General features: G+C 67.2%; 22 protein-coding genes. 7 read left to right on the forward strand and 15 right to left on the reverse strand.

Annotated elements, in window-relative coordinates; all coding sequences use genetic code 11:
* Nucleotides 1-3: 3 nt before the first annotated feature.
* The 3 genes from ACQZF9_RS06175 to ACQZF9_RS06185 form a co-directional block, all read right to left on the reverse strand.
* A complete protein-coding gene (locus ACQZF9_RS06175) occupies nucleotides 4-2,847 on the reverse strand; it encodes a protein kinase domain-containing protein (RefSeq protein ID WP_428312378.1) in 2,844 nt (947 codons plus the stop codon).
* 114 nt (nucleotides 2,848-2,961) lie between these two features.
* The gene (locus ACQZF9_RS06180) at nucleotides 2,962-4,443 is read right to left on the reverse strand and encodes an FAD-dependent oxidoreductase (RefSeq protein ID WP_428312379.1); all 1,482 of its coding nucleotides are present in this window, start codon (nucleotides 4,441-4,443) and stop codon (nucleotides 2,962-2,964) included.
* 131 nt (nucleotides 4,444-4,574) lie between these two features.
* The gene (locus ACQZF9_RS06185; RefSeq protein ID WP_428312380.1) at nucleotides 4,575-6,836 is read right to left on the reverse strand and encodes an acyl-CoA dehydrogenase; all 2,262 of its coding nucleotides are present in this window, start codon (nucleotides 6,834-6,836) and stop codon (nucleotides 4,575-4,577) included.
* Nucleotides 6,837-7,071: 235 nt separating this feature from the next.
* Here ACQZF9_RS06185 and ACQZF9_RS06190 point away from each other — a divergent pair, with 235 nt between their 5' ends.
* Nucleotides 7,072-7,695: a TetR/AcrR family transcriptional regulator gene (locus ACQZF9_RS06190; protein ID WP_428312381.1), complete on the forward strand. Its 624-nt coding sequence runs from the start codon at nucleotides 7,072-7,074 to the stop codon at nucleotides 7,693-7,695.
* A gap of 66 nt (nucleotides 7,696-7,761) precedes the next feature.
* Here ACQZF9_RS06190 and ACQZF9_RS06195 read toward each other — a convergent pair whose 3' ends face one another.
* The 3 genes from ACQZF9_RS06195 to ACQZF9_RS06205 are packed head-to-tail and all read right to left on the reverse strand — an operon-like array spanning nucleotide 7,762 to nucleotide 12,103.
* Nucleotides 7,762-8,931, reverse strand: coding sequence for a response regulator (locus ACQZF9_RS06195; protein WP_428312382.1), 1,170 nt, complete (start codon nucleotides 8,929-8,931; stop codon nucleotides 7,762-7,764).
* Between the two features lie 56 nt (nucleotides 8,932-8,987).
* Nucleotides 8,988-10,169, reverse strand: coding sequence for an HDOD domain-containing protein (locus ACQZF9_RS06200; protein WP_428312383.1), 1,182 nt, complete (start codon nucleotides 10,167-10,169; stop codon nucleotides 8,988-8,990).
* Nucleotides 10,166-12,103: an ATP-binding protein gene (locus ACQZF9_RS06205; RefSeq protein ID WP_428312384.1), complete on the reverse strand. Its 1,938-nt coding sequence runs from the start codon at nucleotides 12,101-12,103 to the stop codon at nucleotides 10,166-10,168. The genes ACQZF9_RS06200 and ACQZF9_RS06205 overlap by 4 nt, the downstream gene beginning before the upstream one ends.
* A gap of 176 nt (nucleotides 12,104-12,279) precedes the next feature.
* Between ACQZF9_RS06205 and ACQZF9_RS06210 the strand changes: the two genes are divergently transcribed.
* Entirely contained in the window at nucleotides 12,280-14,313 is a 2,034-nt protein-coding gene (locus ACQZF9_RS06210; protein WP_428312385.1) for a DEAD/DEAH box helicase, read from the forward strand.
* A 62-nt stretch (nucleotides 14,314-14,375) separates the two neighbouring features.
* Here the strand turns inward: ACQZF9_RS06210 and ACQZF9_RS06215 are convergent, their stop codons facing one another.
* On the reverse strand, nucleotides 14,376-14,783 hold the full coding sequence (locus ACQZF9_RS06215) for a YchJ family protein (RefSeq protein WP_428312386.1): 408 nt from the start codon (nucleotides 14,781-14,783) through the stop codon (nucleotides 14,376-14,378).
* A 266-nt stretch (nucleotides 14,784-15,049) separates the two neighbouring features.
* On the opposite strand from ACQZF9_RS06215, the gene ACQZF9_RS06220 reads away from it, so the two are divergent.
* On the forward strand, nucleotides 15,050-15,784 hold the full coding sequence (locus ACQZF9_RS06220) for an EAL domain-containing protein (RefSeq protein WP_428312387.1): 735 nt from the start codon (nucleotides 15,050-15,052) through the stop codon (nucleotides 15,782-15,784).
* A 32-nt stretch (nucleotides 15,785-15,816) separates the two neighbouring features.
* Here the strand turns inward: ACQZF9_RS06220 and ACQZF9_RS06225 are convergent, their stop codons facing one another.
* The 3 genes from ACQZF9_RS06225 to ACQZF9_RS06235 form a co-directional block, all read right to left on the reverse strand.
* On the reverse strand, nucleotides 15,817-16,407 hold the full coding sequence (locus tag ACQZF9_RS06225) for a DUF938 domain-containing protein (RefSeq protein WP_428312388.1): 591 nt from the start codon (nucleotides 16,405-16,407) through the stop codon (nucleotides 15,817-15,819).
* 218 nt (nucleotides 16,408-16,625) lie between these two features.
* Nucleotides 16,626-18,047, reverse strand: coding sequence for an MFS transporter (locus tag ACQZF9_RS06230; RefSeq protein ID WP_428312389.1), 1,422 nt, complete (start codon nucleotides 18,045-18,047; stop codon nucleotides 16,626-16,628).
* An 85-nt stretch (nucleotides 18,048-18,132) separates the two neighbouring features.
* Nucleotides 18,133-18,555 carry an MAPEG family protein gene (locus ACQZF9_RS06235; RefSeq protein ID WP_428312390.1) on the reverse strand — a complete coding sequence of 141 codons (423 nt, stop codon included), beginning with the start codon at nucleotides 18,553-18,555 and terminating at the stop codon, nucleotides 18,133-18,135.
* 103 nt (nucleotides 18,556-18,658) lie between these two features.
* Between ACQZF9_RS06235 and ACQZF9_RS06240 the strand changes: the two genes are divergently transcribed.
* Nucleotides 18,659-19,657, forward strand: coding sequence for a 2-hydroxyacid dehydrogenase (locus ACQZF9_RS06240; RefSeq protein ID WP_428312391.1), 999 nt, complete (start codon nucleotides 18,659-18,661; stop codon nucleotides 19,655-19,657).
* 135 nt (nucleotides 19,658-19,792) lie between these two features.
* On the opposite strand, the gene ACQZF9_RS06245 is transcribed toward ACQZF9_RS06240, so the two are convergent.
* The 3 genes from ACQZF9_RS06245 to rluF all read right to left on the reverse strand — a co-directional run bounded on the left by ACQZF9_RS06245 (nucleotide 19,793) and on the right by rluF (nucleotide 21,955).
* On the reverse strand, nucleotides 19,793-20,743 hold the full coding sequence (locus ACQZF9_RS06245; protein WP_428312392.1) for a pirin family protein: 951 nt from the start codon (nucleotides 20,741-20,743) through the stop codon (nucleotides 19,793-19,795).
* Nucleotides 20,740-21,165: an OsmC family protein gene (locus tag ACQZF9_RS06250; RefSeq protein ID WP_428312393.1), complete on the reverse strand. Its 426-nt coding sequence runs from the start codon at nucleotides 21,163-21,165 to the stop codon at nucleotides 20,740-20,742. Before ACQZF9_RS06250 ends, ACQZF9_RS06245 begins: the two co-directional genes overlap by 4 nt.
* 76 nt (nucleotides 21,166-21,241) lie before the next feature.
* A complete protein-coding gene (gene rluF / locus ACQZF9_RS06255; protein WP_428312394.1) occupies nucleotides 21,242-21,955 on the reverse strand; it encodes a 23S rRNA pseudouridine(2604) synthase RluF in 714 nt (237 codons plus the stop codon).
* 41 nt (nucleotides 21,956-21,996) lie between these two features.
* On the opposite strand from rluF, the gene ACQZF9_RS06260 reads away from it, so the two are divergent.
* A complete protein-coding gene (locus tag ACQZF9_RS06260; protein ID WP_428312395.1) occupies nucleotides 21,997-22,362 on the forward strand; it encodes a DUF2784 domain-containing protein in 366 nt (121 codons plus the stop codon).
* Between the two features lie 365 nt (nucleotides 22,363-22,727).
* Here ACQZF9_RS06260 and ACQZF9_RS06265 read toward each other — a convergent pair whose 3' ends face one another.
* Nucleotides 22,728-23,507: an alpha/beta fold hydrolase gene (locus ACQZF9_RS06265; protein ID WP_428312396.1), complete on the reverse strand. Its 780-nt coding sequence runs from the start codon at nucleotides 23,505-23,507 to the stop codon at nucleotides 22,728-22,730.
* A complete protein-coding gene (locus ACQZF9_RS06270; RefSeq protein WP_428312397.1) occupies nucleotides 23,504-24,574 on the reverse strand; it encodes a M14 family zinc carboxypeptidase in 1,071 nt (356 codons plus the stop codon). Before ACQZF9_RS06270 ends, ACQZF9_RS06265 begins: the two co-directional genes overlap by 4 nt.
* Before the next feature lie 146 nt (nucleotides 24,575-24,720).
* On the opposite strand from ACQZF9_RS06270, the gene ACQZF9_RS06275 reads away from it, so the two are divergent.
* A complete protein-coding gene (locus tag ACQZF9_RS06275) occupies nucleotides 24,721-24,846 on the forward strand; it encodes a hypothetical protein (protein ID WP_428312398.1) in 126 nt (41 codons plus the stop codon).
* A 73-nt stretch (nucleotides 24,847-24,919) separates the two neighbouring features.
* The gene (gene rlmC / locus ACQZF9_RS06280) at nucleotides 24,920-26,044 is read left to right on the forward strand and encodes a 23S rRNA (uracil(747)-C(5))-methyltransferase RlmC (protein WP_428312399.1); all 1,125 of its coding nucleotides are present in this window, start codon (nucleotides 24,920-24,922) and stop codon (nucleotides 26,042-26,044) included.
* Nucleotides 26,045-26,102: the final 58 nt, after the last annotated feature.

Here is a 26,102-nt window from a genome sequence, read left to right on the forward strand (position 1 = left end):
GGCCTACGGCGGCGCCGGTTTTATCGGCTTTTCCCGAGGCGCGGACAGTCTCGTGGCGCTGGCTTCGAGCTGCGCCAGCACTTCGTCATTCGATCCGGCCAGGCTTTTCCTCGCCAGTGTCACTGCCTGCGCAATGAGCCGACGCGCGGTCGGCGCGTCGCCGCTGTCGTAGAGCTGGTTGGCCAGGTCGTCGCTGGAGGCCAGCGTCATCGGCGCATCGGCGCCGATCGCGCGGCGATAGTCCGCCAGCGCGGCCAGTCCCTGCTCGCGGCCTTCGGCCAGCTGTCCCATCTTCAGCAGCGTCATCGCCAGCTCGAGATGCACTTCCGCGCTGCGCGGATGATCGGCGCCCACCGCGCGCAGATGATCGGCGTAGGCGCGCCGCAGTTCGCGCAGCGAGGCTGGATAATCGCCGGCTTCGCGCTCCGTCACGCCGAGGTTGTTGCGTGCGTAGAGCGTCGCGAGGTTGTCCGGGCCGAGCACGCGCTCGCGCGCCGCCAGCACCTGCCGGCGCAGTTGCAAGGCTTCGTCGAGTTTGCCCAGCGACTGCAGCGTGACCGCATGATTGTTCATCGTGCGCAGCGTCTCGGGATGATCTTGCCCCAGCTGCGCCTGCTGCGCACTCAGAATGCGTTCCTCGAGCTTGCCGGCGGCTTCCATCTGGCCGCGGTCGGCGAGGTTGTTGGCCATGTTCGACAGATAGGTCAGCGTTTCCGGATGCTCGTCGCCGTAGCGACGATAGGCGCTGTCCAGCAGTTGCTCGAGATAGACCGCCGAGTCCTCGTTGCGGCTTTGATTGCGCAGCGCGTCCGACAGCAGCACCTCGGTTCTCATGGTGTCCTGGTCGTCGTTACCGAACTGCGCTTGCTGCTTCAGATATACCGCGTGCAGTTGTCGCTCGGCTTCCGCATAACGGCCCTGAGAGTTCAGCACCGAGCCGAGCATCGACTGTATCGACAGGCTCAGCCGCGCCTGGTCGGCGCCGAGTGCGCCGCTGTGGCGCAACATGCTGCGCAGCCGGGTTTCCGCTTCGGCGAAGCGGCTCTGATCGGCCAGCGATTCGGCGATGATCAGATCGGCTGCGATACTGTCCGTGCTCGCGCTGTCACCGTTGTTGCTGCGCCATCCGTCGATCACCGATTGCGCGATGCTGCTAGCCGCGGCGTAGTTGCCCAAACGCAGTTTCAGACGCGCGCGAACCAGATCGGCGCGCAGCGTGCGCGCGTCGACGGCGCCGAATTCGGCACGGCTGGAAGCAGCGGCGCGCTCGGCTTCGCGTGAGGCGTCGGCATACAGGCCAAGTGCTTCGTAAGCCTCGGCCAGGCTCAGCCGCAATGCACTCTGGCTGCCGCTGCCGGCGCGCATTTTTTCGACTTCGCGATCCGCCGGCGCCAGCATGTAGCGGCTCAAGGTCTGGCGTGCCAGCTCCGAGGGTTTGGAGCGCAGGCGCAGCTGGTCGAAACTCGCCAGCATCGCAACGCGATCGGCCGGCTTGAGCTGCGCGTCCTGCTGCAGCTCGCTTTCGATGTTGCGGCGCATTCCGTCCAGCCAGCCATAACCGAACTGCTGCACGTCGATGCCTTTCAGCATTTCGCTCTGGAATTGCACCAGCTGCGACAACTCGGCTTCGCGCGCCTGCACCAGCTCTTTCTGCGCGCGCTCGGCGCGTTCGGCCTTGATCGCGGCGCGTGCCTGCCACAGGGTGCCGACCAGGCCGGCGACGCCGGCCAGCGACACCAGCAGCGCGGCGGCGACGGCGACGCGATTGCGCCGGACGAATTTGCCGGCGCGATAACGCAGCCGATCGGGTCTCGCCGCGATCGGCTGGTGATCCAGATAGCGCTGCAGGTCGGCGCGCAGATCGAGCACCGAGGCGTAGCGCTCGACCGGCGCTTTCTTGATCGCGCGGCCGATGATGATGTCGAGGTCGCCGCGCAGCGCGCTGCGCAACTGCTGCGGCCTGACGCGTCGCAGCACCGCGAGCGCTTCGGCATCCGGCTTGAGGCCGCTGACGGTGAGCGCGCGGCTCGGCCGCAGCGGCTCGGTCTCCAGCACCGCGCGCTCGGTCTGGCGTTGACTGAGCGCCTCGCCGTAAGGCCGGCGACCGCTGAGCAGCGCGTACAGAATGATGCCGAGCGCATAGACGTCGGTCGCGACCGTGATCGCCGTGCCGAGGATCTGCTCCGGCGCGGCGAACTCCGGCGTCAGAGCGCGTCCGTCGAGCCGCGTCAGTTCGGTTTCTTCGGCTTGCAGGCCTTCGTCCTCCACCAGTTTGGCGATGCCGAAGTCGAGCAGCTTCACCGCGCCATCGGCGTTGACCAGAATGTTGGGCGGCTTCAGATCGCGATGCACGACCAGGTGCGCATGCGCGTGCGCGACCGCGTCGCAGACCTGCAGAAACAGCCGCAGGCGCGCGCGAAGATCCAGGCGTCGCTCGTCGCACCAGCGGTCGATGCGCTGGCCGTCGACGTATTCCAGTGCCAGATACAGCTGCCCCTGCGGCAGCACGCCGGCGTCGAGCAGGCGGGCGACATTGGCATGGGTCAGCTCGCCGAGAAAGCGGCCTTCGCGGACGAAGCGCTCGCGTGCGGACGAGCGCGCCAGATGCATGTGCATCAGCTTCAGCGCGACCGGCGCGTCGAACAGGCCATCGGCGCGCCGGGCGAGCCAGACTTCGCCCATGCCGCCGTTGCCGATCGCACGCTCCAACCTGTAGACGCCGAGCTGGTCGCCGGGCTGCAGGCCGGCGATGCGCTCGGGCGCAGCGATCGCAGCGCGATCGACCGCGATCGTGGTCTCGCCCGCGTTGTCGGCCGTGCCTTCGCTCTCCCCCGAGATCGTCCCCAAGCGCCTTCCCCAGAACGCGACGGCAATCAGACGATCCGATGATAGCGGCAATCGTAGGGTGGCCGGACAAGGCCACTGCGTTCCTCCCGACGCGCTACTCGCGGGGCACGGGTTTCAGGCGACGGTTCGCGCCGCGGTTTTCCCTGCCTGGCGGCCGAAGTAGGTTGCATCCGCCAGCGACAGGCCGGAGCTGTAGCCCTCGCCCCAGCGCGGCAGGCCGCAGGTGGTGCGGCCGGCGGCGTAGAGGCCGGGGATGGCGGCGCGGGATTCGTCGAGGACTTCGCCGGTCACCGCGGTGTCGAGCCCGCCCATCGTGAATGTCGTATATAGCGCGTGATCGATGCGGCAATCCAGCGCCACGAACGGCGGCTCGATCAGCGGCTGCACCCACTTCGTCGCCTTGCGATACAGCGGGTCTTCGCCGCGCGCGGCGTGCTGGTTGTACAGCTCGACCGTCGATGTCAGCGCGTTCAGGGGCAGATCGAGTTCGCGTTCGACCTCGGCCCAGGTGTCGCCGGTCGCGGCGATGCCGATCTTGAAGAACTCGCCGAACGCCGGCTCGGCGTAGCTGTTCTTGTCGAGCAGGATGTAGATGTGATTGCCGCCTTGCTGCAGGCAGTGATGCGAGACGCGGCCGTGATAGCAGTCCTCGTTGATGAAACGCTGGCCGCGCTGGTTGACGAAGATGCCGCGTATCAGGCTTTCCGGCGGATACCAGGGCAGCGTGACGAAGCCTTCGCTCATGTTGATCGCGGCGCCGCCGACGCTCTGGCCGAGTTGCACGCCCGAGCCGTCGTCGACGGTGCCCAGCGGATAGTTCGCACGCAGCAGCATCGGCGCATTTCGCTTGACCATGTCGCGATTCATGATGAAGCCGCCGGCGCAGAGGATCACGCCGCGGCGTGCGCGCGCGTAGCGATCGACACCATCGATCTTCACCACCAGGCCGCGCACCGTGTTGTCGCTCTCGGCGACCAGGGACATCGCGCGCGCCCCGTACTGCACCTGCACGCCGGCTTTGAGTACCTGTTTGGCGAGCACATCCATCAGGTATTTTCCGCCGCCCATGCCCATCCATTGCGGCGTGTGGCCGCGCGGGCAGGGCTTGGCGTGCTCGCTGAAAGGCCAGGCTTCTTCGCTGCCGCTCCACAGCAGGCAGTCGTCGGTAACCGGCTCGACGATGCGTTCGCTGATGAAGCTGTTCTTGTACTGCACGCCCTGCGCGATCAGCCATTGATAGTGCTCGGCACAGCCGTCGGCATAGGCTCGGCACTTGGCCTCGTCGGCGTTGGGGCCGCTGGCCATGACCAGGTAGCGATAGAAGTCTTCGGTATCGTCGGTGAAGCCGGCGCTGCGCTGTATCGGCGTGCCGCCGTGGCCGCCCATATAGATTTCGCCGCCGGACAGCGCCGAGGTGCCGCCGGGCGCGGCGGTGACTTCAAACAACAGCACGCTGGCGCCGGCGCGAGAGGCTTCGATCGCCGCCGAAGCGCCGGCGGCGCCGAAGCCGACGATGATGACGTCGGCTTCAAAGTCCCAGTGCGGCACGTCGTTGAGGCGGCAGGGGCGGGTGCGGCTGTAGGTGGGCTGGCTCATGGGGGGAGCCTGCCAGTGCGATGACCGCGGCGCTTACTCAGAACTGAGTAGGGCGGCGAAGTCTCAGTCGCGGATAGGATCCGCTCCTACAACATGAGTCCCGTAGGAGCGGATCCTATCCGCGACCATGCTCAAGCTGCTGCGCGATCCTCGCCGCCCAACTGCAGCCCGCCGTCGCCCTTGACCACGCCGAAGTACTGCTCCGGCTTGAACTCGTCGACTTCGATCGCCTCGAGCCGCGCCTTCAGCGCCTGCTTCAGCAGTTCCGCATCGGCGATGGTGACGATGCCCGCCTTGGCGGCCTCGTCGGCGATGTCGGCGGGCAGGTAGCCGCGCGGCAGCTTGCGTGCCTTTTGCGCCCTGATGATCTTCTCGGCAGCCGGATGCGCGGCGCTGACCAGGCGGAAGGTCTTCAGCAAGCGGCCGAGCGCCTTGCTTTCATCGAGCGGCTGGAACACCGCGTAGCCGAGGCGCTGGAACTGCTCGCCGCTGTTCTGGAGGCACAGCGCGGCCCGGCGGCTCTGCTCGTCGTTCGGCGCGCGCCCCAGCGGGTTGAGGCGCAGCCAGAAACCGCCGAATACGCGCAGGAACCAGCCGACCACGCCGCCAAAATTGTCGTAGATGCCGAGATAAGCCTCCTGCACCTGGTGCAGCGCATGGGTCAGCGCATAGTCGACCATCGGCAGATCTTCCTTGCGCCGGCCCTCGGCCTCGAAGCGGCGCAGGGCCGACACGCCGAGAATCATCCAGGCGAGCGCGTCGCTGTAACGCCCGGTGAGCTTGCCTCGCACCTTGAGCTTGCCGCCGATCGAGAACATCGCCAGGTCGGTCATCAGGCCGAAGCGCGCACCGGCCCAGCCGATGCGGCGATAGAACTTGCGAGTCGCCGGCTCGACGTCCGGCACGCTGACGGTGATGCCGCGCGTGAGGCCGCGCAAACCCGCGCGAAATATCCCGGCAATGAAGTGGAAGATCCAGCCGACCAGATTCTTGCGGAACGCCTTCACGTCGTCGTTCTGCACGGCGTTGACCACGTTCAGCGCATACGGATGGCAACGCGTCGCGCCCTGGCCGAAGATCATCAGCGTGCGCGTCAGGATGTTCGCGCCTTCGACGGTGATGCCGACCGGCGCGCTCTTGTAGGCCATGCCGAGGATGTTGTTCGGGCCCTGCATCACGCCGGCGCCGCTGAACACGTCCATGCCGTCGATGATGATTTCCTGGCTGATGCGCGTGGTGTAGGCCTTGAGCACGCCGGAGGTCACCGGCGGATGCTCACCGTTGTCGATCGCGCTGCAGCCGTAGATGCGCGCGGCTTCGATCATGTAGGCGAGGCCGGCCATGCGGCCGATACGCTCCTCGACGCCTTCCATGCGGCCGATTGGGATGCCGAACTGCTGGCGCACCATCGAGTAGGCGCCGGTGGCGATCGCCGCGGCCTTGGCGTTGCCGACGGCGCCGGCCGGCAGCGAAATCGCGCGGCCGCCGGCGAGCTGCTGCATCAGCTGCAGCCAGCCTTTTCCGGCGTATTCGGCGCCACCGATGATGTTGTCCACGGGCACGATCACGTCCTTGCCGTACAGCGGGCCGTTGTAGAACGGATCGCCGATCGGGTCGTGATGGTCGCCGCTGACGAAGCCCGGTGTGCCCTTGTGGATCATCACGCAGGTGATGCCGATCTGCTCGCCCTTGCCGAGCAGGTTGTCCGGATCGCTGAGCTTGCAGGCCAGCGTCGCGAGATTCGCGATCGGCGCCAGCGTGATGTAGCGCTTGCGGAAATTGAGCCTGATTTTGAGTGTGCCGTCGGTATCGCGGAACACGCGGCCCTCGGCCTTGATGCTGGCGGCATCCGAACCGGCCGTGGGCTCGGTCAGGCCGAAGCAGGGCGTGTATTCGCCGCTGGCGAGCTTGGGCAGATACTCGTCCTTCTGCTGTTGCGTGCCGTAGTGGATGATCAGCTCGGCGGCGCCGAGCGAGTTGGGAATCGTCACCAGCGTCGCGACCGCGGAGTTCCAGGTGTTGAGCTTGGACAGGATCGTCGACACGCCAAGCGTCGAGAACTGTTTGCCGCCGTACTGCTTGGGGATCAGAAAGCTCATGAAGCCTTCACGCTTGACGAAGTCGATCACCTCATCGGGGATGCGCTTGGTGCGGCCGATCTCGAAGCGGTCGGTCATGCGCAGCAGCTCTTCCACCGGCCCGTCGAGAAAGGCCTGTTCTTCCGGCGGCAGCAGCGAGTAAGGCTCGGCCAGCATCTTCTTGAAGTCGGGATTGCCGCGGAAGAAATCACCGTCGATCCACACCGATCCCGCTTCCAGCGCCTGGCGCTCGGTGTCGGAAATCGAAGGCAGGATCTTCTGCGCCTTCATCGTTTTCATGATCAGTCCGAACATCGCCGAATCTCCTTATTGATTGGTAAGCCTCAGCCCGGGCGCTTGTCTGCTGGCTGAATCAGGGCCGGGTCCGGCCGATCCGAGCGGCGCGATGTTGCGCCGCATCATCGCCATGCGACAAGCCCCGGCTGTCGGATGCGCGTAGACAGCACGGAAATAGGGCTTGTCGTTTGCGCAGCGCCGTTTCATAGTGCGTGACAGAGGAGTTACCTACTACTAGAAGCACAAAGAGCCCATGCAAACTTCCATTGCTTTGCCCGATTTGAAGAAGCTCGACCCCGACACCCGCTCGCGGATCGAGGCCGCCGTGCTGGATATTTTTTCGGAGCGCGAATTCCACCGTATCGGCCTGATCGAAATCGCCCGCGGCGCCAACGTCAGCCTGCAGACCATCTACAAGTACTACGGCAGCAAGGAAGCCCTGCTGTTCTCCGGTCTGGACAGCTGGCTCGGCCAACTGGTCACGCAGATGGGGCCGTATCTGCAGGCCAACGGCCTGGACAATGCGGACATGAAGCAGCGTCTGCGCAGCCTGTTCGACGTCGCGCTGAATTTCTTCGAGCGCAACCCGAAAGTCATGCAGATCGTCATGAGCTCGGTGTATCTGAATACCTGGCGGCGCAGCGCCGGCAGCCAGAATCGCGAGTTCTACACCGCGATCACGCGCATGCTCGCCCAGGGTCAGGCGCAAGGCGTGTTGAACCGCCAGGTCAGCGAGGAAGTGCTGCTGGATTACTGCATCGGCATCATCGTGCGTCTGGTGCAGGGCTATATCTCGCGCGGCATGAACGAGCCGCTGACGCCGCAGGCCGATACGCTGTTCGAGATGCTGTGGCAGGCGATTGCGGCGCGGCACTGAGTGCGTTCCCGGGGTTTACCCGGGCTACAACGACGAAGTAGCCCGGGTGGAACCCGGGATTTATCGCTACGCCGTCGCCTCGCGCTGCACTACAACGCGCACCGGGCCGCGCAAGGCGTCCGTGCGCAGATTGCGGATGCGTTCCACCAGGCTCGCATTGACTTCGTAACCTCGCGGCACCAGGCGCTGACCGCTTTGCGTCAGCAGGTCGTCGCACAAGGTCATGCCGGCGCGCAGCAGGCGGATCGGCACGGTGCGTACTTCCAGTTCTTCGCTTTGCGCGCCCTTTATCGCCTCGATCGCCTCGATCAGATCGCGGTCGCCGTAGTTCGCGCGCAGATCGCCGATGGCGATCGTCACCGAGTCGCCGCGTGCCTGCTGGTCGACGAAGCGCGAGGCCAGCTTCAGCACGCGCGCCAGCCGCGCCACCGGCACCGCCGAAGGATTGTTGAACAACGCGCGCGCGCCGCTTTCGCGCTCGGCCTCGCGCAGGATGTCGCGCACCGGTTCCAGCCGCGGGATCGGTGCCAGCAGACGCTGCGTGACTTCCGCCACGCGGCTCAGGGCCTCGCGATCCGCCTCGTGACGCAGCGCTTCACCGCTGGCTTCGCGTTGCATCAGTTCCGGCGGCAGGCTGACGCGGCCCAGCGGCGCCAGCATCGCCGCCAGTTCCAGCGCCCAGGTCGGCTGCAGATCGAGTTTGCTGGCCATCGCCAGCGACAATTTCTGCACCTGCGTGGCGCGCGCAAAAGCGTCGGGATCGGTCAGCGACAGCACCTCGGTCAGCGCCTGCACTGCGCCGCGCAAGGTGCGTTCGAGCAGGCTGCGTTCCACCGTCTGCAAGCGGTGTTGCGCGACCGCGTCGGCGATCGCGCGCTGCACCACCGGTGGCGGACAGGGTTTGATCAGGAAGCGGAAGATGTGACCGTCGTTGATCGCCGAAGCCGCGGCGCTGACGTCGGCGTAGCCGGTCAGCAGCACGCGCACCGTGTCCGGAAAATACTTGCGCGCGGTCGCCAGCAGCGCCGCGCCGTTGATGCCGGGCATGCGCATGTCCGACAGCAACACCGCGTAGTCGCCGTTGCGCATCAATTGCAGGGCCTGCTCGCCGCTGGCGGCGGTGTCGACCTCGTAGTGCCTGCGCAGCGACAACTCCAGGCCCTCCAGCACTGCCGGCTCGTCGTCGACGCAGAGTACGCGCAGGCGCGTGTCGAAACCGTATTCGTCCATGCCCATTCGGGCCTCCGGGGTTTTGGTTTGTCGTTGCCGCGTGTGCGCCAATGACGGGTTTTTCAAATGCGCGAAAACGGCTGGCCGCTTTGCCAGCCGAGCACGGTTTCTTCGACGCCGAGATGGCGCAGATATTCGAGATCGAATGCTTCGGGCAGGCTTTGCGGGTCGTTCTTGTCGTAGCTCAGCACGCTGGCGACATGCACCGCGGCGGTGGCGCCGAAGCGCGTGTCGCCGGAGCGCATCGGCTCGTTGTGGAACGCCACCGCCTCGACCAGCGCCACCGGCAGGCCCCATAGCGCGAGCATGCGCGCGCCGATCTGCGCGTGGTCGCAGCCGAGTTCCTCGGTCTCCAGCTTGTGCAGCGGCTCGCCGCTGCTGCGCGCGCGTTCGCGAATTCGCGCCGAGGCTTCCGGCAGGCCGACCGCCAGCACCAGGTAGCCGACGTCGTGCAGCATCGCGGCGGAGTAGGCGGTCTTGCGGTCCTCGGGATTGGCCAGCATCTGGTTGGTCAGCCAGGCCGCATGCAGCGAGCGCGTCTGCAGCTTTTCCAGCGAAAACCCGCGCGGCATGGCGATGTCGCCCATCGCGCGGAACAGATGCAGCTGCAATACCGCGGCGCGGATCGCCTGCAGGCCGAGCGCGGTGATCGCATCGCGCACGCTGCGCACGCTGCGAGCCGATGCGAAGAAAGCCGAGTTCGCCATCTGCAGCACGCGCGCGGTCATCGCCATGTCCTGCTCGATGATCTTCGACACCGAGGTCGAATCGGCGCTGGGCTTGTCCAGCTCGCGCACCAGATCCCAGTACAGCCGCGGCAGCGCCGGAAGGCCCTGCAGCAGGCCGAGCACCTGTGACACTTCGGGCCGTTCACGGCTGCCTTGCAGGCCGGCGCCGCAGTCGATCGCGCGCTCCAGCAGTTCGATGTCGCAGGGCTTGGTCAGCAGCTGGTGCGCGACCGGCATCAGCTTCATCGCGCCGTCGGCTCCGGTCTGGCCGGACAGCAGAATGCGAACCGTCTCCGGATGGCGCTCGCGCACCCAGTCCAGCAACTGGCCACCGTCCATGCCGGGCATGCGCATGTCGGAGACGACGACATCGGCGCTGTCGCGGCGCAGCTCCTTGATCGCCGCGTCGGCGCCGAGCGCAAAGCGCATCTGCCAGCGGCCGACGTACTTGCGCAGCCGGTTCTCCAGGCCTTCCAGCACGTCGACCTCGTCGTCGACGAAGAGCACCTTGATCATGCGGCGGACTCCTCGACCGGCGGCGGGATGCGGCTGTCGTCGCGGCGGCGACCGGATAGCGGAATGCGGATCGTGAACGTGGTGCCGATGCCACACTGCGTGCTGAAATCCAGCGTGCCGCCATGTTGCTCGACGACGACGTTGCGCGATATCGCCAGGCCCTGGCCAGTGCCTTTGCCGACCTGCTTGGTGGTGAAGAACGGGTCGAACACGCGGTGGCGGATCGCCTGCGGTATGCCGCAGCCGTCGTCGGCGATTTCGATCACCGCCTGCTCGCTTTCGCAGCGCGTCGCCACGCGAATTCGGCCGCGCACATCGGCGGCGCCGTCGCGCTGCCGGCGCTCGGCGATCGCATGCGCGGCGTTGACGATCAGGTTGAGGAAGACCTGGTTCATGTCGCCACCGTTGCAGATCACGTCGGGCAGCGCGCCGAAATCGCAGGCCAGGTCGGCGATGTATTTGTATTCGTTGTTGGCGACGGTCAGCGTGTCGCGCAGGCCCTTGTTCAGGTCCACCGCCGCCATGTCGGTCTGCGGATGGCTGAATGCGCGCATCGCCTCGACGATATGGCTGACGCGGCGTACGCCCTCGAGTGCGCGGTCCAGCGCGCGCGGCAGACGGCTGCGGACGAAGTCCAGATCGGCCGCCGCTTCCAGCCGGGCGTAGTGCGCTGCTTCGCCGCCGGTGAGCGCGCCGCGCAGCTGCGGCAGTGCGTCGAGCAGCGGCTGCAGGTGGGTCACCGCCTCGCGGATGAAGTGCAGGTTGTCGCCGATGAACTGCATCGGCGTATTGATTTCATGGGCAACGCCGGCCGACAGCTGGCCCAGCGATTCCATTTTCTGCGCATGGCGCAGCTCGACTTCGAGCCGGCGGCGCTCGGACAGGTCCAGCGCGACGAACACCAGCGACACCGGCTGGTTCCTGCGGTCGCGGTGCACCGAGGCCGAAATCAGCACCGGCACCACGCGTCCATCGCTTGCGATCCAGTCGGCTTCGTCGCGCAACAGGCCGGCGCCGGCGATCAGGCAACGCGCGATGAAATCCGGCGCGCTCGGCCAGATGCGGCTCAGCGGCGCCTCGATCAGTTCGCCGACCTTGTAGCCGAGCAGTTCCTGCACGCCGGCGTTGCCGCTGGTGATGAGGCCGTCGGGGCTGGCGCCGATCAGCGCGCCGGGCAGCGCGTCGTTGAGGCCCATCAGGTAGGTCTGCGCGGCCGAGGCCTGCGCCTGGGTGATGCCCAGATCGAGATTGCGCTCCTCGATCAGCCGCGACATCAGTTCGACGCGGCGCTCCGCGCGATCGGCGGGGGAAACCTGTGCGAGCCGTAGCCCGGGTGAAACCCGGGATTGCGGTTCGCCGGACGAGGCAGCGGATTCCCGGGTTTCACCGGGGCTACCGAAATCCAGGCGGAACTCGCAGTGATCGCCGCCCACCTCGCGCGCGCAGCGCGTGTGCCGTACCCGCAGCGGCGTTCCCAGATAGTCAGCCAGGCCGTTCAGCGCGCCGTCGAACGCCGGGCACAGCAGGCCGCTGGACGGGTAGACCAGATCGGCGCCGCCGGCATCGCTGCTCAGTGTGAAGTCGCTGCCGGTGAGCCCGGCCAGCACCCGCCGCAGCTGCGGCAGCACCACGCCCGACAGGTCGGCCCGGCGCTGCCCGGCGCTGCGTCCGGCCAGGGTCAGCAGGGTGTAGCGGCGCACCAGGTTGGGCATTGCCCAGAAGCCGAGACGGCGCAGGAATTCGTCGAAAACCGCGCCGTCGAGCACCGCGGCGGCGCCGGCCCAGCGCAGGAAGTCGGCGTCGGGGTACTTCAGCGCATCCAGCCAGGGCTCGGCGTCGGCGAAGCCGCCGGCCTGCAGCGCCGCGGCCAGCGCCTCGGGCTCGTGGCGCTCCAGCAGGTATCGCTCGACGAGATTGAAGGCCAGTCCTATCACTTTCTTCCCTGTGGCGGGCAGCCGGATGGGCCGTCGCTGCCGTCTTTCGGGTATCGGCTGCGGCGGGGGCTTCTGAAGCGCCGCCACAGCGAATCCGGGCGTGGATGTGAAACTCCCTGCCGGGGTCGGGCGGCGCGGCGGTGTACAATCGCCCGCCGCGTTCCACCAGGATTCCCATGGCTTCCGTGCCTAACGACGATGCCTCTTCCACGGCAACCGCCGTTCGCTTCGCCGACCTACGGTTGGCTGCACCGGTACTAGAGGCGCTGACCCGTATCGGCTACGAGTCGCCCAGCCCGATTCAGGCCCGTACCATCCCGCCGCTGCTCGAAGGCCGCGACGTGCTCGGCCAGGCCCAGACCGGCACCGGCAAGACCGCCGCGTTCGCGCTGCCGATCCTGTCGATGATCGACACCGCGCGCAGCGTCACCCAGGCGCTGGTGCTGGCGCCGACCCGCGAGCTGGCGATCCAGGTCGCCGAGGCGCTCCAGAACTACGCTTCCGCGATCCCCGGCTTCCACGTGCTGCCGATCTACGGCGGCCAGAGCTACGAGCCGCAGCTGCGCGGCCTGAAGCGCGGCGCGCACGTCGTCGTCGGCACGCCGGGGCGCGTCGTCGACCACATCAAGCGCGGCTCGCTGAAGCTCGACAACCTGCGCCAGCTGGTGCTCGACGAAGCCGACGAGATGCTGCGCATGGGCTTCATCGACGACGTCGAATGGGTGCTGCAGCAGACCCCGCCCGAGCGCCAGGTGGCGCTGTTCTCGGCGACGATGCCGTCGGTGATCCGCCGCGTCGCCCAGACCTATCTGCGCGATCCGGTCGAAATCTCGATCAAGTCCAAGACCTCGACCGCGACCAACATCCGCCAGCGCTACTGGCTGGTCAGCGGCATGAACAAGCTGGAGGCGCTGACCCGTTTCCTCGAAGCCGAAACCTTCGATGCGATGATCGTGTTCGCGCGTACCAAGGCCGCGACCACCGAGCTCGCCGATCGGCTGCTGGCGCGCGGCTTCTCCGCGTCCGCGCTCAATGGCGACATGCAGCAGAACGATCGCGAACGCACCATCGCCAAGCTGAAGGACGGGCAGATCGACATCGTCGTCGCCACCGACGTCGCCGCGCGCGGCCTGGACGTGGAGCGCATCAGCCACGTCGTCAACTACGACATCCCGACCGACACCGAAAGCTACGTGCACCGCATCGGCCGCACCGGCCGCGCCGGCCGCAGCGGCGACGCGATCCTGTTCGTCAGCCCGCGCGAGCGCCACCTGCTGAAAGCGATCGAGCGCGCCACGCGCCAGCCGATCGAGGCGATCGCCGCGCCGAGCAGCGACACCATCAACCAGCGTCGCGTGCAGCGCTTCAAGCAGACCGTGATCGAGGCGCTGAACAAGGCGCAGGGCGACCGCAGCGCCGCCAGCCAGTTCGAGGCCTTCCGCAGCGTGATCGCCGACATCGAGACCGAGACCGGTTCCCCGCTGGTCGACATCGCCGCCGCGCTGGCGTCGCTGGCCCAGGGCGACCGGCCGCTGCTGATGGCCACCGACGAAGCGCAGATGCCGGATGCGCCGCGCTCGGAAATCCGGACCTCGTCACCGCGTCCGCCGCAGCGCTTCGAGCGCAGCGAACGCCCCGAGCGCAGCAACGACCGCAGCAGCGAACGGCCCGAGCGCCGCGAGCGGCCGACGCGGGTCGAGCCGCTGCCGACCGCCGCGCCGGTGCCTTCGTCGTTCCCGATGTCGTCGCGTCTGCGCGACAAGCCGGATCGCGTCGAGCCGCGCGCCGAGGCCAGGGCCGAGCCGCCGCGTTCGGAAATCCGCCCGGGCCGGCCGCCGGAGCGCGCCGAGCGTCCGATCGACCGGCCGTTGCGTCTGGAGCGACCGGAGCGTCCGAAGAAGAAGAGCGACGACGAAACCGAGACCTTCCGCATCGAAGTCGGCGAGCAGCACGGCGTCAAGCCGGCCAACATCGTCGGCGCGATCGCCAACGAAGCCGGCCTCGACAGCCAGTACATCGGCAAGATCGAAATCAACGACGACCACAGCCTGGTTGACCTGCCCAGCGGCATGCCGCGCGGTGTGTTCCGCGATCTGCAGAAGGCCTGGGTGCTCGGACGCCAGTTGCGTATCAGCAAGCTCGGCGACCCGATCCCGCCGGCCACGCCCGGGCCCGGCCCCGGCGGCAAGCGCAAGCCACCGCGGGTTTGATGTAGCCAGCCCCGGGCTGCCAAGCGCCGTAGCCCGGGTGAAACCCGGGACCGCGACGCCGCTTATTCGGCGACGTCGCCGTCCAGATAAAACCAGCGCCCGTCGACCCGCGCAAAGCGGCTGACTTCGCGCATGCGCTGCGCGCTGCCGCCGCCGACGCGAAAACGCGCGACGAATTCGACGATCGCGGCATCGCCGTCCGGCGCCATCTCGTGGCGCAGGATCTTCAGCCCCAGCCACTTTGGCGCCTGTAGGGTCTCGTCGCCGAAAGAAAGCGACGCCGGCCGCGTGCTCGCATGCCAGGTCGCCAGCAGATAGGGCTCCAGCCGCAACGCGTAGGCGGAATAGCGCGAACGCATCAGCGCCTCGGCGCTGCGCGCGGCCGCGCCTTCGTGCAGCGGCGCGCAGCAGTCCGCATAGGCGCGCTGTTCGTCGCAGGGGCAATGCTTGATCGCGATCCGGGTCGGCATGGACGCACTTTAAACCCGGAACCCGGCTCTGGCGGTAGCGCGCTGTTGTGTGCGCAGCGCGGCGGCGGGGGCGACTAGTAAAATCAGCGTTAGGCAGATCAAAAAGTCTGCGGCCACTGCAACCGGCAGGCGAAATGCATCGAATGTCACTCTGATCGCAGCGCTCTGGAGGACGGATGAAAAAACCTTTTTCCCGGCCCGCAGAGTGTCGGACCGAATCGCATTCGACTAACCCGGAATCAGCGGACGCGCCGCGGCGCGATGCCATGCCGGGCTTGCAGGCGACAGCCGACTTTGCCTACTCGTTCGCGTTCCAGCCTATCGTCGATGTGATGACGTCGAGCGTGTTCTCGTACGAGGCGCTGGTGCGCGGCGGCGATCGCCAGTCCGCGGCCTGGGTGTTCGACCGCATCGAGCGCCACGACCTGTATCGCTACGACTGCGAGTTCCGCCGGCGCGCAGTGCAACTCGCCGCTCAGATGGACATGCCGGCGGCCCTGAGCCTGAACGCGCTGCCCGGCGCGCTGCCGCAGGCCGACGTCGGCATCCACTCGACCCTGCACGCGGCCGAGCAGGCCGGTTTTCCGATCAGCCGGCTGATCTTCGAAGTCACCGAAACCGAGTTGCTCGCCGACCCGGCGCAGTTCGCGCAGATGATGCAGCCGCATCGCGAAGCCGGCGTGAAATTCGCGGTCGACGATTTCGGCGCCGGCCATTCCGGTCTCAATCTGCTGGCCGAGTTCCAGCCGGATTTCGTCAAGCTCGACATGCAGCTGTGCCGCGGCCTCGATCGCCACGCGCCGCGCCAGGCGATCGTGCGCGGCATCGCCCGCGTCTGCGCGGACCTCGGCATCGCGGTGATTGCCGAGGGCATCGAGACGGTAGAGGAATACCAGTGGCTGGCCGGGCAGGGTGTGACCCTGCTGCAGGGTCACCTGTTCGCGGCCGGCGGCTTCGAATCGATGCCGCCGGTGCGCATGCCGGATCGCGCGTTTCCTTAGATCGGGGTGGTGGCGCGCTGGTGGCGCGGCGCTCAGCGCGCCTGCCAGACCAGGCCGCGATTGTTCGCCGGCATCGCGCGGTCCTCGATCAGCGCCAGGCCGGCGCGCTGCGCCAGTGTGTCCACCCATTCGAAGTCGCGAATAGCGCTGAGCGGATCGCGCGCTTTCAGCCAGGCGTCGAAGTCGCGGTTGCTGTCGCTGGTGTAGGCGCCGGCGTAGTTGAACGGGCCGTAGACCGCGAGCTTGGCGCCGCTGTCCATCACCGCAGGCAGTGCGGCGAACAGCTGCTCGACGGCTTGCGCACCCATGATGTGCAAGGTGTTGGCGGTGAAGAACGCATCGTAGTGCGAGGCCGGCCAGGCGCCGGTCACGTCCAGCTCGATCGGCGCGAGCACATTGCCTAGCTTCGCCTCGTCCAGCCAGGCACGGATGCCCTCGTGATGCTCGCGGCGCTCCGAGGTCTGCCAGACCAGCTGCGGCATCGCCGCGCCGAAATACACTGCGTGCTGGCCGGTGCCGCTGCCGATTTCGAGCACGCGCTTTCGATCGGCGAAATGATCCTGCAGCAGCGCCAGGATCACGTCGCGGTTGCGATGGCAGGAGGGGGCGTCGGGTTTGATCATGCGCGTGACGATACTACGATCCGGTCCCTCGATACGCCGCAAGCGGCTACTCGGGACGAACGGGCGCGCAATGGCGTTTCCGGCGGCTCTGCCGATGTCCTCGATACGCCGCAAGCGGCTACTCGGGACGAACGGGGTTGGGCGCAATCTCCGTTCGTCCCGAGTAGCGGGCTCGCCCGCGTATCGAGGGACCAGGGTCGCGATTGCAGCGAACCTCGTCACGCACTCGACATCGGCCGTGCCAGATCCTCCAGCGAGCGCCGCTCCGCTGCCAGGCCCCAGCGCCACATCACCGCCGCGGCGATGATCATCAGCACCGCGCCCAGGCCGTAGCCGGCGGCGATCGCGCTGCGCTCGCCGGTGCCGATCAGCGTGCCGAACAGCCAGGGCCCGGCGATGCCGCCGACGCCGGTGCCCAGCGTGTAGAACACCGCGATCGCCAGCGCGCGAACTTCCAGCGGGAAGCTTTCGCCGACGGTCAGATACGCCGAACTCGCCGCGGCCGAGGCAAAGAAGAACGTCACCGACCAGGCGATGGTCTGGCCGGTCGCGGTCAACGCGCCTTCGACGAACAGCCAGGCGGTGATCGTCAGCGCGATGCCGGACGCGGCGTAGGTGAAGGCGATCATCTGCCGCCGGCCGATGGTGTCGAACAGCCGGCCGAGCAGCAGCGGGCCGAGAAAATTGCCGGCAGCGAACGGCAGGATGTACAGGCCGACGTCTTCGCTCGGAATGTCGAAGAAGGTGCTCAGCACCAGCGCGTAGGTGAAGAAGATCGCGTTGTAGAAGAACGCCTGCGAACTCATCAGCACCATCGCCACCGTCGCGCGTCGCGGATAGGTCCTGAACAGGCTGGGCGCCAGATCGGCGATGCCGTGACCGCCGGCGCGCACGCGCAGCTCGATGGATTTGAGCGGCGTGTCGACCCGGCGTTCGCCGGCGACGGCTTCGATCCGCGCGACGATCGCCTCGGCCTCGGCAATGCGGCCGCGCGTCATCAGCCAGCGCGGGCTTTCCGGCAGAAAACGGCGCAGCAGCAGAATGGACAAGCCCAGCACGGCGCCGATGCCGAAGGCGACACGCCAGCCCATGTCGTCCGGCAACAGGCCGGGCTGCAGCAGCACGATGGAGCCGACTGCGCCGAGCGCGGCGCCGATCCAGAAGCTGCCGTTGATGACCAGATCGGTGTGGCCACGGTAACGCGCCGGCACCAGTTCCTGTATCGCGGAATTGATCGCCGAATATTCGCCGCCGATGCCGGCGCCGGTGAAAAACCGGAACAGCAGGAACATGCCGAAATTCGGTGAAAACGCGGTCGCCGCTGTCGCCACCAGATAGACCGCCAGCGTCAGCGAGAACAGTTTCTTGCGGCCGAGCCGGTCGGCCATCCAGCCGAACACCAGCGAACCGAGCACCGCGCCGAGTACATAGGCGCTGGCGCTGATGCCGACCTGCGCATCGGTCATTTGCAGCGCGGGGCTGGCCTTCAGCGCGCCGGACACCGCGCCGGCGAGCGTCACTTCCAGGCCGTCGAGGATCCAGGTGATACCGAGCGCGACCACGACCAGGGTGTGGAAGCGGCACCACAGCAAGCGGTCCAGCCGTGACGGGATGTCGCTGCGTATCGTGTCGGAGTCCACGTCAACCGTCCTTGGTCGTCGATGTCGGATACGGACAGCGGATCGCGCCGCTGCGTTCCCTCCCGGCGGCAGGCCGGGAGCAACACTACAGCGGTGCGGTCTGCACCATCAGCACCGCGATACCGCGCCACACGCACAGCACCGACACGATCAGCAGCACCAGGAACGTCAGCAGCGCGCCACCGGCGCGGCCTAGCACCCAGTTCTCGGTGAAGCTCAGCGCGATGCCGTGGCCGATGCGACCGATCAGCAGCGCCAGGCCGAGCGTGTGCAGCACCCAGGGCGAATAGATGCCGCCGACTTCCAGCATCGCCATCATCAGCAGGATGAAAGGCACGTATTCGTTGAAGTTGGCGTGGCCGCGGATCACGCGGAACATGGTGCTGTTGCCGCCGTCGCCCAGCGACGGCGCGCCCTTGCCGGTTCGGCCGCCGACGACGCGAACGGTCAGCACGAAATACAGCAGGCCGAGCAGGCCGGCATACAGCGGCGTGATGGTGAGCAGCATGAGATCTCCCTTGAAGATGGTTTTGGTTATCGGTTGTGCCGATCGCGGCGATCGAAGGCACGCCGGCTGGTCGTAAACCGCCGGCCGAGGCTACAGTGCCCGGATGAATATCGACAAGAAAGCCAGCGTCGTCGCCTACGCGGCACTGCCCGATTCCTGCCTGAAACAGCTGCAGCAGCACTTCGATGTCGCGGATTTCACCGGGCAGTCGGGGCTGCGCAGGAACCCGGCGTTCGCCGCCGCGCTGGCCCAGGCGCAGGGCGTGATCGGCAGCGGCCTGGCTTTTGATCGCGCGCTGATCGCGTCCGCGCCGCAGCTCAAGGTGGTGTCGACCGTCACCGTCGGCTACGACAACTACGACATCGCCGCGCTCGGCGAGCGCGGCATCCTGCTGTGCAACACGCCGGACGTGCTGACCGAAAGCGTCGCCGACCTGAGCCTGGCGCTGATGCTGACCAGCGCGCGTCGCGTTGTCGAGCTGGGCTCACGCGTCGCCGCCGGCGACTGGAAGCGGCCGGTCGACAGCGCCGATTTCGGCAGCGACGTATACGGCAAAACCCTGGGTATCGTCGGTATGGGTCGCATCGGCATGTCGGTCGCGCGCCGCGCCCATCTGGGCTTCGGCATGCGCGTGCTGTATCACAGCCGCCACGCCAAGCCGGATGCGGATCGCGAGTTCGGCGCGCAGCATTGCGCGCTGGACGATTTGCTGGCTCAGTCGGATTTCGTCTGCGTGCTGGTGCCGTTGTCGGCAGATACCGAGCATCTGATCGGCGCCGCGCAGTTCGCGCGGATGAAGCGCAGCGCATTTCTGATCAACGTCGCGCGCGGCAAGGTCGTCGACGAGCAGGCGATGATCGCGGCCTTGAAAGCGGAGCAGATCGCCGGTGCAGGGCTCGACGTGTTCGAGCGCGAGCCGCTGCCGGCGGACAGCGGCCTGCTCGGCCTGCGCAACGTCGTGCTGCTGCCGCATATCGGCAGCGCGACGCATCAGACGCGGCTGGCGATGGCGCAGCTGGCGACGTCGAATCTGATCGACGCTTTGAATGGCCGCAAGCCGCGGGCGATGGTGAATTCGGACTGCTGGCCGCTGCGAGTGTGAGTCGCGGATAGGATCCGCTCCTACAGGCTCCGTTGTAGGAGCGGATCCTATCCGCGACAGGTCACTACGCCGCCGACTTGCCCTTCACAAAATGCATCACCGCCGAAATCAGCGCGAAGATCAGCAGCAGATGGATCAGCCCGGCGCGCTGGCCCAGGGCGGCATCGGCGCGATCAGCCGGCTGCCGTCGTAGCCCTTCACGTCGCCGAAACCGCCCTGGCCGGCGTTCCATTCGACGCAGGCGCGGGTCAGCTCCTCGCGCGTACGGCCGACGAAGTTCCACCACATCAGCACTTCTTCCTCGAACGGCTTGCCGCCGATCAGGATGATGCGGCAGCCCGCGTCGCAGGCCAGCTGGATGCGGCTGCGGCCGGCGCCGAGATACAGCATCACGTTCGGCAGCAGCGCTTCGCCGTCGATGTTCGCAGTGCCATCGATCACCAGCAGCGCGTGCTCGAAAGCCGGATCCAGGCTCAGCTGCGTATCGACCACGCCGGCGCTGATTTCCAGGCCGACGATCGGCCAGAAATGCCGTGCCGGTGAGCGCTCGCCGCCGTATTCGCCGGAGATCACGGTGATGCTCAGCTGGTCGCGCGCGATCGTCGGCAGCACTGGGTAGTGATCGAACATCGGCTCCATGAAGCGCGCCGATTCCGGCAGCACGGTCCAGAACTGCACGCCGTGAATTTCACCGGCAGCGGCGCCCGGCGACTCCTCCGAATGCGAAATGGCGCGGCCGCTGGTCATCACGTTGAGCTGGCCGGGGCGGATCATCTGCAACGAGCCGAGGCTGTCGCGATGCAGGATTTCGCCGGCGGTCAGCCAGGTCACGGTCTGCAGGCCGATATGCGGATGCGGCGCGACGCGCAAAGGCCCGACGTTATCGATCATCGCCGGGCCGATGTGATCGAGAAAACACCAGGGCCCGACCAGTCGGCGCAGCCGCGAAGGCAGCACGCGATTGATCGGCATGCCGTCGCCGACCAGTGCGGCGTGGCCTTCGATACGCTGCGTCACCGGCTCGCTGGACGGCGCAGGCGCATCGCCGACCGCGGACAGCTGCGGGTCGTAGCGGCGCTCGCTCATGGCGCCGGCACCGGGTCGGTGGCGATCTGGGTCGATATTTGGATGGGGCCGCTCAGGATCTTGTGCACCGGGCAGGCGTTGGCGATCTGCAGCAGGCGCTGGCGCTGCTCGCCGTCGAGCGCGCCACGCAGCGTGACCTCGCGGCTGATTTCGGTGCTGCCGTCGGCCGGCTTGCCCTGCGGATTCAGGCTCAGCCTGACGTCGACGCCCTCCAGCGGCCAGCCCTTGCGCTGCGCGTACATGCGCACCGTGATCGAGGTGCAGCTGCCGAGCGCCGACAGCAGCAGCTCGGTCGGTGCCGGCCCGGTGTCGCCGCCACCGACATCGGTCGGCTCGTCGGCAATCCAGTGGCTGCGGCCGTTGCTGTTGTCGGTGGCGAAGGCGGCGGCGCCGCTGACGACTTGCACCTGGGTAAGACTCATCCATTGCTCCTTGCATATCCCGGGTGCAACCCGGGGTGGTGATGTCCGGCAGTATGAATCCCGGGTTTCACCCGGGCTACCAAGTCGTGCGCTCCGGCAGCAGGCCGCGCAGTTCCTCCGGCGACAGATCGCGCCAGCGCCCGACCTTGAGCCCGGCGAGCTGCACGTTGATGATGCGCACGCGTTGCAGACGGCGCACGTCGTAGCCGAACACCTCGCACATGCGCCGGATCTGCCGATTCAGGCCCTGCGTCAGCACGATGCGGAAGTTGCGCTCGGGTCGCCCAGGATCGCGCCAGACCTTGCAGCGCTTGGTGACCACGTCGAGCTCCGGAAGCCGCACGCCGCGCATCATGCCGTCGATGAAGGCATCGCTGACCGGCTTGTCGACGGTGACGATGTACTCCTTCTCGTGATTGTTTTCCGAGCGCAGGATTTCGTTGACGATGTCGCCGTTGCTGGTCAGCAGGATCAGGCCTTCGGATTCCTTGTCGAGCCGGCCGATCGGGAAGATGCGCTCGGGGTGACGCACGAAGTCGACGATGTTGCCGTCGATGTGGCGCTCGGTGGTGCAGGTGATTCCGACCGGCTTGTTCAGCGCGATGTACACGTGCTGTTTGGCGCGCGCGCCGACGCGCTTGCCGTTGGCGATCACCTCGTCGCCCTCGTTCACCTGCGTGCCCAGCTCGGCGCGCTTGCCGTTGACCATCACGCGGCCGGCCTCGATCCAGCTGTCGGCCTCGCGGCGCGAGCAGACGCCGGTTTCGGAGATGTACTTGTTCAGGCGCATCGGTTCAGCCGCTGGGTCGGTCTGCATATTATGGTCGCCCCGTGACCGATCTGATCGCCGCCCGCAGCGTGTTCGCGCTCCACTTGGCCTTTCTGGGCTTCGTCGTGTTCGGCGGGCTGCTGGTCGCGTGGCGTCCGCGCCAGTGGGTCTGGCTGCATCTGCCGGCGCTGGTCTGGGGCGTGTGGATCGTCGCCAGCCACGGGCTGTGCCCGCTGACGCTGTTGGAGAACTCGCTGCTGGAGCACGCCGGTGTGGCCGGTTACGACGACGGCTTCATTGATCATTACCTGGTGCCGCTGCTGTATCCGCCGGGGCTGACGGCGTCGGTGCAGACGCTGCTGGCTTGTCTGCTGGTGCTATGGAATCTGGGCTTGTATGCGATCGGCTGGCGGCGCCGTCGCGGATAGGATCCGCTCCTACAGGTTCATGCCGCCGTAGGAGCGGATCCTATCCGCGACCAGTCCTCGACCTGCGCCACCACCCGTGCCGCATCATCGAACGGCAGATCGTGCCCGGCGCCTCTGCTGGTGTTGTGGAATCTGGGTTTGGATGCGAGCGGCTGGCGGCGCTGTCGCGGATAGGATCCGCTCCTACAGGTTCATGCCGCCGTAGGAGCGGATCCTATCCGCGACCAGTCCTCGACCTGCGCCACCACCCACTCCGCATCATCGAACGGCAGATCGTGCCCGGCGCCTCTGCTGGTGTTGTGGAATCTGGGTTTGGATGCGAGCGGCTGGCGGCGCCGTCGCGGATAGGATCCGCTCCTACAGGTTCATGCCGCTGTAGGAGCGGATCCTATCCGCGACCAGTCCTCGACCTGCGCCACCACCCATGCCGCATCATCGAACGGCAGATCGTGCCCGGCGCTGGGATGCTCGCGAATCTCGCAGCCCCAGGCCGCGGCCAGCTGGCGGGAGCAGTCCGGGCTGACCAGCCCATCCCGTGCGCCGACCAGCACCAGCGTGCGCACTGTCGGCGCTTCATGTGTCGTGACGAAGCGCGTCGCCGCGGCCAGCTGGCGCAGCGCGTTGGCCTTGCTGACCGGTTGCGCTGCGCGCCACGCGCTCCAGTCGTCGAGCACGCGCTCGTCGCGGCTGCTGGTGGTCAGGCGCAGCACCATCGTCTCGGCCTCGCGCGGCGAGGGCTGCAGCAGCGCCATCTTCAGCACGGACGGATACGCCCGTGGCCGCAGCCGCTGCCAGAACCGGCTGAACGGCCGCAGGCTGGTGTTGATCAGCACGCAGGCGGCCAGTTCCTGCGGATAGCGCGTCGCCCAGCTGGCCGCGACCATCGCGCCCATCGACATCGCCAGCACGCGATACGGCGGCTTCAGGCCGCGGCGGCGCAAGTCGGCGCGGCAGAAATCGGCGGTCGCATCGATGCTGGCGAGGCTGCGCTGCTGATGCAGCTCGCCATTGCCGGGGAAGTCGATCGCCGCGATCGGCGCGCCCGCGAAGCGCGACGCGAACAGCGCGGCAAACGGCCCCCAATGCCTTCGATCGCGCATCAGGCCCCGCAGCAGCACCCAGGGCGTGTCGTCCTGCTCGTTCACTTGGCGCGTTTCCGGTTCGGCTTCGCGCCAATATCCGAGTACCAGCGCTGCAATGCCAGCGCCTGGTGCCGCTCGCGCGCATTGCCGACCGGCAGCCAGCGCTCGAAGCCGGTGGCGGCGCGGGTGAAGAATTCCAGCAGCGCGATGTGCCGGCGCATCACGCGGCGCTGCCGATGCGCGATCAGCGGATTGAAAATGCCCTGGCGCGAGAACAGCTGACGCGGGTTTTTCTTGATCCACAGCCAGCTGCCCATCTCCAGCGTCAGCGGCAGGAAGGTGTTGTCCAGGCTGCGCTCGCAGCTGCGCCGGTACAGGTGATCCCAGAGATCGCCATGCGTCAGGTACTGCTTGCTCTGCGGCTCCAGCAAGTAAGGATGATGCGCATGCGTGGCCTCGAAAATGGCGCTGAGCGCATGCATCTCCGGCAGGTGGTGGATCGGCTCGGCGGTGTGCGCATACGGGAACCACACGCGATCCTGCACGCCGAAGCCGGAGTGGCAGTCAATCGCCAGGCTGAAGCGGCGGCCGAGCATTTCGTCCTCGACCAGCTTGCACAGCGCGGCGCTTTCGATTTCCATCGGCGCGTTCGCGGCGCCGCGATACCAGGGCAGGCCGGCGCTGACTCGCTGGCCGCCGAGCATGAACGGCACCGGCTGCGTCGCGTCCAGCGGCGCGTTGCGCATCAGGTCGACGCCGCGCGGATTGGCGCGCGTGCCGCGCCACAGCCCGCCCGGATTGACCAGCGGCATGAACACCAAACGCACCTGCTGCAGATGCTGGTGCAGCACCAGGTCCCAGGGCAGGCGCGACACCAGGTTGCGGATATAGGCCATCACCACTTCGGCGCCGATGCGCTCCAGGCCATGTACGCCGCCGAAGAAACCGACCGCCGGCACGCCCGGATCGGGGTTGCCCATCAGCAAGGCGTGCAGCGGGAACCGGCGGTCGCCGCAGGTGACTTCGCCGATCACGCGCGCCTCCATGTACGGCCGGCCCTCTTCGGTCAGCCGCGCGAGTTCGGCGAGTTCCGGCAGATCCGGCGGTGACACGAGCGGGGGCTTGGGCATTGCGGTCCAGGGCGGCTTGGCCGCGCAGCCTAGGAGGCCAATGTGACAGTGGCGCGACGCGCGCTGTCATCGGGCTGCCATCCGCGCGTCATTTGCGCTTGCTAGCTTGGACCCTCGTCAATCGTCTTCAGATGCAGGAACAAGCCATGGACAAGCTGATTCTCAAGTTCGCCAGCTCGAAACCGGTGACCATCGGCGCCGTGGTGCTGTACGGCGTGATCGAATTCGTCGCGCTGCGCCGCTCCACCGTGCTGGCACAGCCGCAGGGCTGATCGCGCCGCCAGCGTCGTCCGGGTCCGCGAGCGCGTAACATGGCGCTCGCGCTCCAGGTTTTGTACCCAGACGATGCAGTGTTCCCATTACGACGCCGGCCGCTGCCGCTCCTGCACGCAGCTGCCGCAGCCCTACGAGCAACAACTCGCCGCCAAGCAGCAGCGCTGCGATGACATGCTGGCGCGCTACGGCGAGCTGCAATGGCTGCCGGCGGTAGCCAGTCGTGAATCCGGCTTTCGCAACAAGGCCAAGATGGTGGTCAGCGGCAGCTGGCGTCGGCCTGTGCTCGGCATCCTCGACGCGGCCGGGCAGGGCGTCGATCTGAGTGATTGCGGCTTGTATTCGCCCGGGCTGCAATCCTGCTTCGGCGCGCTGGCCGAGTTCGTCACGCTGGCGGTGATCTCGCCGTACAACGTCGCGCTGAAGCGCGGCGAACTCAAGTACCTGCTGATCACCGAGTCCGACACTGGCGATCTGATGCTGCGCTTCGTGCTGCGATCGGAAGAGCCGCTGGAGCGCATTCGACGCCATTTGCCCGATCTGATGCAGGCGCTGCCGCAGCTGCGCGTGGTGACGGTGAACCTGCAGCCCGAGCACAAGGCGATCCTCGAAGGCCCGACCGAAATCCTGCTGACGCCGGAGGCACCGTCGCTGACGATCCAGGTCAACGAGCTGCCGCTGCACCTGCGGCCGCAGAGCTTCTTCCAGACCAATACCGACATCGCCGGTGCGCTGTATCGCCAGGCGCGCGACTGGGTCGATGAGCTGGAGCCGGCCTCGCTATGGGATCTGTACTGCGGCGTCGGTGGCTTCGCGCTGCATTGCGCCAGCCCCTGGCGCGATGTGGTCGGCGTCGAAACCAGCGCCGAGGCGATCGCCAGCGCCGAGCAGAGTCGCGACGAGCTGGGCCTGAAGCGGCTGCAGTTCAAGGCGCTCGATGCGAGCGGGTTCGCTGCCGGTGCCGACGCGCCCGAGCTGGTCATCGTCAACCCGCCGCGTCGCGGCATCGGCGCCGAGCTCGGCCGATTCCTGAATGACAGCGCTGCACGCTGGCTGATTTATTCCAGCTGCAATGCCGAATCGCTGGCGCGTGATCTGGCCGCGATGCCGTCGCTGAAGCCACGGCGCGCGCGCCTGCTCGATATGTTTCCGCATACGCAGCATTACGAAGTGATCGTGCTGCTGGAGCGCGGCTAGCGCTTTTGCCGGCAGCTCATCCGATTGCGGTATTTGGCGCAGTCGACGCCTGCCGATA

Source organism: Hydrocarboniphaga sp. (assembly GCF_965279055.1).
Classification (GTDB): domain Bacteria; phylum Pseudomonadota; class Gammaproteobacteria; order Nevskiales; family Nevskiaceae; genus Hydrocarboniphaga.